This window comes from Mesobacillus sp. (assembly GCF_047739415.1).
Taxonomy (GTDB): Bacteria; Bacillota; Bacilli; order Bacillales; family Cytobacillaceae; genus Mesobacillus.
On record NZ_JBIQOE010000265.1, the window covers coordinates 1 to 8,863 of the forward strand.

The 8,863-nt window shown below is 44.5% G+C and carries 11 protein-coding genes and 1 pseudogene; 2 read left to right on the plus strand and 10 right to left on the minus strand.

Annotated features, from left to right (window positions below):
• Nucleotides 1-134 precede the first annotated feature (134 nt).
• Together ACH0QE_RS20585 and ACH0QE_RS20590 are read left to right on the plus strand one after the other, a co-directional pair.
• Nucleotides 135-311 carry a hypothetical protein gene (locus ACH0QE_RS20585; protein WP_415802335.1) on the plus strand — a complete coding sequence of 59 codons (177 nt, stop codon included), beginning with the start codon at nt 135-137 and terminating at the stop codon, nt 309-311.
• Between the two features lie 15 nt (nt 312-326).
• A pseudogene (locus tag ACH0QE_RS20590) lies at nt 327-656 on the plus strand (redoxin domain-containing protein); the annotation flags it as partial.
• Nucleotides 657-752: 96 nt separating this feature from the next.
• Here the strand turns inward: ACH0QE_RS20590 and ACH0QE_RS20595 are convergent.
• The 10 genes from ACH0QE_RS20595 to ACH0QE_RS20640 form a co-directional block, all read right to left on the minus strand.
• Complete coding sequence (locus ACH0QE_RS20595) at nt 753-1,115, minus strand: VOC family protein (protein ID WP_415802336.1); 363 nt, start codon at nt 1,113-1,115, stop codon at nt 753-755.
• 110 nt (nt 1,116-1,225) lie between these two features.
• Nucleotides 1,226-1,423 (minus strand): 4-oxalocrotonate tautomerase, encoded by a 198-nt coding sequence (locus ACH0QE_RS20600; RefSeq protein WP_415802337.1) that lies wholly within the window; start codon nt 1,421-1,423, stop codon nt 1,226-1,228.
• A 51-nt stretch (nt 1,424-1,474) separates the two neighbouring features.
• Nucleotides 1,475-2,755: a TRAP transporter large permease gene (locus ACH0QE_RS20605; protein ID WP_415802338.1), complete on the minus strand. Its 1,281-nt coding sequence runs from the start codon at nt 2,753-2,755 to the stop codon at nt 1,475-1,477.
• On the minus strand, nt 2,752-3,282 hold the full coding sequence (locus ACH0QE_RS20610) for a TRAP transporter small permease (RefSeq protein ID WP_415802339.1): 531 nt from the start codon (nt 3,280-3,282) through the stop codon (nt 2,752-2,754). The genes ACH0QE_RS20605 and ACH0QE_RS20610 overlap by 4 nt, the downstream gene beginning before the upstream one ends.
• An 18-nt stretch (nt 3,283-3,300) precedes the next feature.
• Complete coding sequence (locus tag ACH0QE_RS20615) at nt 3,301-4,314, minus strand: TRAP transporter substrate-binding protein (protein ID WP_415802340.1); 1,014 nt, start codon at nt 4,312-4,314, stop codon at nt 3,301-3,303.
• A 177-nt stretch (nt 4,315-4,491) separates the two neighbouring features.
• On the minus strand, nt 4,492-5,289 hold the full coding sequence (locus ACH0QE_RS20620; protein WP_415802341.1) for a 2-keto-4-pentenoate hydratase: 798 nt from the start codon (nt 5,287-5,289) through the stop codon (nt 4,492-4,494).
• 3 nt (nt 5,290-5,292) lie between these two features.
• Entirely contained in the window at nt 5,293-6,321 is a 1,029-nt protein-coding gene (gene dmpG, locus ACH0QE_RS20625) for a 4-hydroxy-2-oxovalerate aldolase (protein ID WP_415802342.1), read from the minus strand.
• 21 nt (nt 6,322-6,342) lie between these two features.
• The gene (locus ACH0QE_RS20630) at nt 6,343-7,221 is read right to left on the minus strand and encodes an acetaldehyde dehydrogenase (acetylating) (RefSeq protein WP_415802343.1); all 879 of its coding nucleotides are present in this window, start codon (nt 7,219-7,221) and stop codon (nt 6,343-6,345) included.
• Nucleotides 7,222-7,233: 12 nt separating this feature from the next.
• On the minus strand, nt 7,234-8,013 hold the full coding sequence (locus ACH0QE_RS20635; RefSeq protein WP_415802344.1) for a 2-keto-4-pentenoate hydratase: 780 nt from the start codon (nt 8,011-8,013) through the stop codon (nt 7,234-7,236).
• Between the two features lie 630 nt (nt 8,014-8,643).
• A partial coding sequence (locus ACH0QE_RS20640) for an aldehyde dehydrogenase family protein (protein ID WP_415802346.1) occupies nt 8,644-8,863 on the minus strand: 220 nt, incomplete at its 5' end.

Sequence of the window (8,863 nt, forward strand, 5' to 3'; positions counted from 1 at the left end):
ATAATGCTAATTTAGGATTAAAATAGGAATTTAGGCGGAAAGGGTTGACCATTCGATACAAATTTTTCATAAATGGTATAATGGGTTTTCAGCAAAACAATATATACTGAAGAAAATACATAAGGAGGTGCACCTTGAAGAGACTTGCTTTTTTAATGATGTTATTAATGATAGGAGCTTTCCTAAGCGGCTGTTCTGAAGATAAATCTGAATCAAAAGGCCTTTCCCTACCTGATGAAAACGGTGAGGAAGTATCCTTCGAAAATATGAAAGAGCCTGCGCTGGTTTTCTTTTTTACGGGAGTTGGTTGAGACTTCTGTAAATCGCAGCTGGTCGAGCTGCAGAACCGTAAAGAATCATTCAGCCAGTTCCCTGGGAACATTTACGCCGTAAGCGCATCGTCTGTAAAGGAACATAAAGCGATGAAAGAAGAGTTGGGACTTGACTATCCAGTCATCTCTGATGAGAAACTGAAATTGATCAAGAAAACAAACATGCTGGATCCTGAAGCTCCAATAGCAGTAAGAGGCTTCGCTGTTCTTGATAAAGACGGCACAGTCCTTCATTCCCAGCAAATCGATACATTCGGTGTTGAAGCGGAAGGAATCATTCCTTACGCAGCTGATATCGCGAACGGGGAGAAACCAACTGAATAAAAGTGAAAGAACCACCTTTTGTGAAGGTGGTTCTTCTATTTGTTCAATCTGGTTACCTCTATCAAGAACAGTTTCAACAACCAAAGCCTATATGCATTACTTAAAATTTGAAAACTCCACAAGCTCGAGTTGGTTGCCGAATGGATCTTCAATCACATTATACCTTCCCGGCGGACACGGTCTGGATTCATCAAAAAGAACTTTTGCCCCCTTCCCGCGGAGCTGTTCAACATCTTCATCGATATTCTCAGAGAGGATTCCCAATAAAACCTTCTGGCTAGCGGAAGTAATATCTTCATCTGATTTTTCTAATACAATCGGTATCTCATTATGTACTAATGAAACAATATTTTCCCCGTAATGCTTGGATACTTCAAAATCCAGCACCTTTGTATAGAATTCAAGTGCCTTTTCCATGTCTCCAACCTTGATCGTTATTACACAAACTTTGTTTAACAATACAATCACTCCTTTTTTATATCACAAATCAACAAGCTGACCTTCTTAACAATTCGCGTTTGCTACTTGAAATCCTTTAATTAACCTACTAAAAAATCCCAACTCTTTATTTAGAGTTGGGACTTTATCTCGTCCTTCGTAACTCCGCCAACGCCCCAGTACTTATGAGGGACCGTCTGGACAATCACTCGTACCTGCTCTGGCTTTACTTCAAGCGTTCGAACCGCTGTATCAGTTATCTCAGCAATCAATTCCTTGATTTTCTCATCACTTCGCCCCTCAAGAACCTGCACTTGAATAATCGGCAAAACACCCACTCCTTGTCAACAAATTTCGGGTGGTGACAGGCACCACCTTAATTAAAAACCTAGCAATCTAGGGATGAACAGTGTTGATTGTTCCCAGTAAGTGACAATGAAAAGCATGGCAATACCGATAAGAAGCATCGGCGTAACGGCTTTGATCAAGCGTTCGAATTTGACCTCGGCTATGGAGGAAACGATAAACAGTCCTGTTCCAACCGGTGGTGTCAGTAATCCAATCGTCAGGTTTATACAGATGATAACACCGAAATGAATCGGGTCGATATTAAATCCTGTCACCAAAGGCATGAAAACAGGAACGAGAATAATCAACGCGGCGATTCCATCTAACAATGTTCCCACGATCAATAGGAAGATGTTAACCAGCAGCAGGAATACAAATGGATTATCTGAAATCGACAGCATGGAATTTGCAATCAGTTGCGGAATCTGCTCAAAGGCAATCAGCCAGCCGAACAAATTGGCCATCGCAATCAAAAAGGTAACCGTGGCCGTACCAATTACGGTATTAACCAAAATCATCGGGAAGTTTTTCCATTTCAATTCCTTGTAAAAGAACATTCCAACCACGAACGCGATTACACTCGCTACTGCTGCAGATTCTGTTGCCGTGAATGCACCGCTCAGGATTCCAACTGTAATGACAAATGGAACTAAAATAGCCGGCAGTACTTTTACAAAGGAACTCCAAATTTCCGAAAAACTGGCTCTCTTGCTGCGAGGAAAATTGTGCTTGTAGCCCATATAGGCAATCAATGCAACAAAACCTACCCCAAAAATGGTCCCTGGAATAATCCCAGCCATGAACAAGCCGCCAATAGACGTTCCAGACAATGTTCCATAAATGATAAAAATCATGCTTGGGGGAATGATTGGAGCCACAATCGATGACGCCAGCGTTAAGGCAGACGAAAATTCCCGACTATATCCTTCCTTTTCCATTTCCGGCACCATAACCTTACTCATCATGGCGGCTTGCGCGTTCGCCGAACCCAATATTGACGCCAGGAACATGTTAGCGATAACTGTTACGTAAGCGAGACCGCCACGTACATGCCCAACCAGGACTCTCGCAAACACAACCAGTCTGTTGGTAATTCCGCCGCTATTCATCAATTCACCTGTTAGCATGAATAATGGAATCGCCAGCAAACCAAAGTTCTCCATCCCCGAATACAGACGCTGCGGAGTCGATTCAAGCAGCATTGTGTTTCCTGTCACTAAAAAGTAAACAACCGTTGTCATTCCAAGTACAAGCGAAATTGGTATCCCCATTAACAAAAATACGACGAAAGCTAAAATAACCAGTGCCATCATTCTTCTTCACTCTCCTTTGCAGCAGCATGGAGATTTGTACTAATTTCACTATCAATATGCTGATTTTGCATAATATCAAACATATTACTAATTAAATGTATCGTTGCGAACAGCAATCCAATCGGCAGGATTGCATAAGGAATCCACATAGGCAGCAGGATCGCACTCGATTTTTGAATCGCGACCGATGGGGACATAATCCAGGTAAAACAATAGAATAATAGGATTGCCATGAATAAGAGCATGAAAACATGAGCCAAAACGGCCACCCATTTATTGATTTTTTCCGGAAGATAATCCGTTACCAGTGTGACTGCCGCCTGTGTCTTATATTTGAGGCCAAGGCTGCCGCCAATGAAGGTTATGTAAATTAGCAAAAAAACCGATACTTCACTTGCCCAAAATAACGGTTCTTTGAATACATACCGAAAAAAAACCGCGGCAGCGACTATCACAGCCATTGCGAACATGAGGATAATAGCCAGTTTCTTTTCGAAACTGGCTACCATATTGCTAACGTATTTCACGCATTTCCCTCCAATAGGTTATTTGCGGAATGTATCGATGAATTCCTGGATCAGCGGATCTGTTGGTCCATATTTTTCATCGAATTGCTTGATATATGGTTCAAATAACTCCTGGTCAATTTCATAAATCTTCATCCCAGCATCGCTAAGCGTTTTCTTGAATTCCTCTTCCTGTGCGGAACGAGTTTTTACCGCATACTCAGCAGCTGCCTTAATGGACTCATCAATGATTTTTTTATCATCCTCAGACATTTTTGCGTATTTATCTTTATTCATCAATGCCACCGCCGGCCATACCATGTGGTTCGTTACAGCGCCATATTTTGCGACTTCATGGTACTTATTGGTGATGGAAGCATCAAGGTCCATATCCATCCCATCAATAACGCCTGTCTGAATCGCTGCGTATACTTCTGGAAGCGGCAATGATTCCGGTGAAGCACCCATTGATTTGTAGAAATCCTGAAGCGGTGGACTAGGAGTAACACGGAATGCCAGTCCCTTCAGATCTTCCGGCTTCTTAACTTCCTTATCCTTGAAAAGCATCACGCGGTTTCCAGCAAACAAGTAATCCAAACCTTTGATTCCCTGGCCATCCAAAGTTCCTAGGATTTTCTTCGCTACCTCTGTATCACGTGCTGCATTCGCTGCTTCCAGGTCTTTGAATGCGTATGGAGAAAACCATGCCGTAAATGCTGGTGCACGGGAGCTCAGATAAGCCGCTGTAATGAAACCGAAATCTACCGAACCTGAAGAAATTTGCTGAACCATATCCGCTTCAGTGCCAAGCTGACTAGCAGGATAGATTTCCAACTGCATCCTACCGTCAGAACGCTTATCCAATTCTTCTTTAAATTTCTCGGCAGCCTTGTGCCACATATGATCGGTTGGGGTAATGTGCGCAAGCTTGAATGTGTACTTCTCTCCAGACCCAGCTGCAGGCTTGACATCTGTCTCGCTGCTGCAAGCCGCAGTAGTCAACATTAGCACAAAGATTAATAGTGTAAGTCCAATCTTTCTTAACCCTTTCATTTCTCGCACCCCTTTTTTCTTTTTGTAAACGCTACCAAAATATTTTCCAAGCTGTTTCTAACTGTGATTATAATCACTTTTTACTAGTAAAAGTGTAAAGTGCTTAACATATAACGTAAATTTTATCTTTATATTTTGAATATTCAAAACTAAAAAGAGAGCACTTAGTCATAGAAACTAAGTGCTGGATTTGCATGTAAAAGAAACGCTGCCCAATTCGGCGAATTGCACTAGAACGTTGTCATTTGGTTCAAAGGCAATCGCCTCTGATACCGCTCCGCTCAGAATCACGTCTCCCTTTTTTATCCCTTTTCCAACCTCACCAAGCTTGTTGACTGCCCACGCGACTGATGTTGCCGGGTGCCCCAGGACGGCAGCACTCGAACCAGTTTGGACAACCTGTCCGTTTTTCGACATCACCATGCCCAGCTGGCCTAAATCCAGATCCCGAGGTGACATCCACTTGCTTCCAATCAGGAATTTTGAAGATGAACAGTTATCCGCAATGACATCAGCCAGAGTGAATTTGAAGTTTAAATAACGGCTGTCGATGATTTCGATTGCCGGTGCAACATATTTCGTCACCCGTAGCACATCTTCTGCGGACACGTCAGTGCCTTCCAAATCCTTATCTATGAAAAACGCAATTTCCGGCTCCGCTTTTGGATGGATGAACTCTGTAAAATCAAGATGTTCCCACTCTAGCGTCAGCATATCATCCGTCAGGTAACCATAAATTGCTTCATGGACACCCATCATTTGCTGCTTCGCTTTACTCGTCAATCCAAGCTTCAGGCCAATTTTACGAGCCCCGTCCTGCTCGCGTCTATAAATCAATTTTTCCTGAATTGAATACGCATCGGAAAAGCTCAGCTCCGGATAACGGTCGGTCACCTTCACGACTTCGCGGCGTTCTTTTTCAGCAGAATATAAGTATTCCACGATTTCAAGGTCGACACCCTTCATAATCGTCATATTTTACACCTCCAGCTTCCGGGCTTTGGCCAGTTCAGCAGCGACATCAAGGATCATATCTTCCTGGCCGCCAACTACCTTCCTCTTGCCCAACTCTATTAAAATATCTCTTGAATCAATTCCGAATCTCTGACCGGCTCTCTCAGCATGCAGGAGGAAACTTGAATAAACACCAGCATAGCCTAGCACAAGACTACCTCTATTAATCTCCTGCGCTCTCGGAATCATCGGCCCAACCGTATTCTCAGCCAAATCCATCATTTTATAAATATCGATTCCAAGATTGACGCCCATCCGGTCCAATACTGATAAAAGAACCTCTGTTTGTGCATTACCAGCGCCTGCGCCAAGACAGCGGATACTTCCATCTATCCTTGTAGCCCCTTCTTCAATTGCCGTCAGCGTATTTGCGACCGCTAATGAAAGATTGTTATGCGCGTGGAATCCTACTTCGATAGACAATGATTCTCTTAAAGCCGCAATCTTTTCTTTTACTTCATGCGGTAAAAGGGCCCCGGCAGAATCGGTTACATAGACAGCCTGTGCCCCGTAACTCTCCATCAGTTTCGCCTGTTCTACCAATTTTTCAGTTGGTGCCATATGGGCCATCATCAGGAAGCCAAGCGTTTCCATCCCTAGCTCGCGCGCCATGCTGATATGCTGCGCTGAAACATCAGCCTCGGTTACATGAGTGGCAACCCGTACAAGCCTTGCGCCTAATTCATGTGCCTGCTTCAGTTCATGGACCGTTCCGATTCCTGGTAAAAGCAACACCGCCACCTTTGAGTTTTGACACTCATCAACCGCTGCTTCAATCAATTTCATTTCATCGACAAGCGATTTACCATACTGCAGCGTCGAACCGCCCAGTCCGTCTCCATGGCTTACTTCGATATAGTGCATACCCGCATCATCAAGCTCACGCGCCACGCGCCGGACCTGAGCTTCTGTATATTGATGCTGCATGACGTGGCTGCCGTCACGCAGGCAAACTTCTGTAATTTTGATAGGCTTATCACTTTTGCGCTTCAATAATTCCACCCAGCCTTTCGCTTAGACACTCTGTTTTTCAAGCATATGGATCGCGAAGTCTTCAGCAACCCGAGTCGCTGCCGCTGTCATGATATCAAGGTTCCCAGCATAAATCGGGAAGTAGTCACCCGCACCCTCGACTTCAACAAAAACTGTCACTCTGTTTCCATCAAACAACGGCTCCTGCTTAAGCCTGTACCCTGGTACATATTCCTTCACAGTTTCGACCATCTGCTCAATCGATTTTGTGATTGCAGCTTCATCCATGTTTTTCACTTCGCAATAAATCGTGTCCCGCATTAAAATCGGAGGCTCTGCCGGATTCAGGATAATCAGCGCCTTCCCTTTGTCGGCTCCACCTACTTCCTCAATTCCCCTGCGCGTCGTGATCGTGAATTCATCAATGTTCGCACGCGTTCCCGGACCGGCACTTTTCGAGGAGATTGTCGCAACGATTTCTGCGTAACTGACATCAGCAACTGAGCTGATCGCATGGACGATTGGAATCGTCGCCTGTCCGCCACAAGTAATCATGTTCACATTTTTTTCATTTAAATAAGCATCTGTTTTAACGGCCGGAGAGACAAATGGCCCCCTTGCCGCCGGGGTTAGGTCGATGGCCAGCTTCCCCAATTCTGCGAGAACCTTCGCATGCCTGACATGTGTTTTTGCTGAGGTTGCATCGAACACGATGTCGGCCATGTCAGGATTGTCTTTCAATGCCTGAATTCCGTTATGGTATGTGAGATACCCTTTTTCCTTTGCCCGCTTCAAGCCGTCAGATTCAGGATCTATACCAATCATCGCTGTCAGCTCGATGACCTCACTTCTTTCCAGCTTATACATAAGGTCGGTCCCAATATTGCCCGAACCAATGATTGCCGCTTTGATTTTCGCCAACCTGCACACCTCCTACTCAAAAGTAACTGACACGGAGCCGATCGAACCAAACTGAGCAGAAACTGTATCGCCTTCCTGCACAGGGATTGCTGCCGAAAGCGCTCCTGGTAAAATCAGCTCGCCTGCTTTTAACGTAATCCCAAACTCATGAAGCTTGTTCGCCAGCCAGGCAATGGCATGTGCCGGATGGCCAAGTGCCGCAGCACCAGAACCAGTCGCTACCATCCCATTATTTTTGAAAAAAGTCATCCCAACACTCCGCAGGTCGATACCAGTTATATCTGTCATTTGGTCTCCTACTACTACCATCGCAGATGAGCCGTTATCAGCCACGGTGTCGACGAGTTGGATCTTCCAATCGGCAATCCGGCTGTCGATGATCTCCAGTGTTGGTACCACAAATTTTGTTGCCATCAACACATCAAGGAAAGTGATATTAGGCCCCTTGAGGTTTTCCGCAAGCACGAAGCCAATTTCCGCTTCGATCTTCGGGCTGAGGAAGTTGGACATCTTCACAGTACCGCCGTTTGCCACTTTCATATCATCAAGCAAATGGCCATAATCCGGCTCATCTACTCCAAGCATCTTTTGCATCGCAATACTCGTGAGGCCGACCTTTTTACCAATAACCGTCCGCCCTTGTTCTAGCTTTCTCTTTAAAACTTCAAGCTGGACATTGTAAGCATCCGTTACATTAAGATTTTCGTACTGTGCAGTCAACGGAGGGACCGCATTTTTGCTTTTTTCCGCTTCTAGAAGCGTTTCAGCGATACTTTCAATCGTAGTATTCATGAAATCACCCTCCTTTTCTTTTAAAAATGGCTAATGAACAGTTGAAGTCCTCATTTATTCCGCGATAATACCAGTTGAGGTGGTTTTAATACCAGTAGGACTCGATTTAATACCAGTTGGAGTACTTTTAATACCAGTTAGCTTCGATATAATACCAGTTGGATCACTTTTAATTCCAGTTGGACAGCCATTTCACCGTTTGGTGCTAAATAACCCCTTTGGACGAGTTTTAATCCCCTTTGGAATGAATTTAATCCTCGTTGGGACTGATATAATCCCCTTTGGTGCCCGTTTATTCCCCGTTGAACTTCTTTTGCTGAGTTCAGGCTTATATATCTTGCTTAATCAGCATAATTAACCTGTTGGAGGAAACATTTCGACGGTTGGACAGCTTTTTTAGACGGTTGAAGCAAATTTATCGACGGTTGGCCAACTTTTATCAACGGTTGGAGCAAATATATCGACGGTTGAGCATTTTTCCCGGTTAGGCCTTATATATCCGGTTAGCCGACTTATATTTCCGGTTGGCCAGCTTTTATTCCCGGTTGGAGCAAATATATCTCCGGTTAGACAACTTTTATTTACGGTTGAAGCAAATATATTTCCGGTATTAAAAAACGAACTATATTTTTAAAGCTTCATCGTAATCGTTTTTGCCTCGGTATAAAATTCGAAGCTGTGCCTGCCGCCTTCACGTCCGATGCCGCTTGCTTTCGATCCGCCAAACGGTGTGCGCAGATCGCGATAATACCAGCAGTTGATCCACAACAAACCGGAGTTTACTTTAGCAGCGACACGATGGGCACGGCGCAAGTCATTCGTCCAGACGACACCCGCCAGGCCGTACATG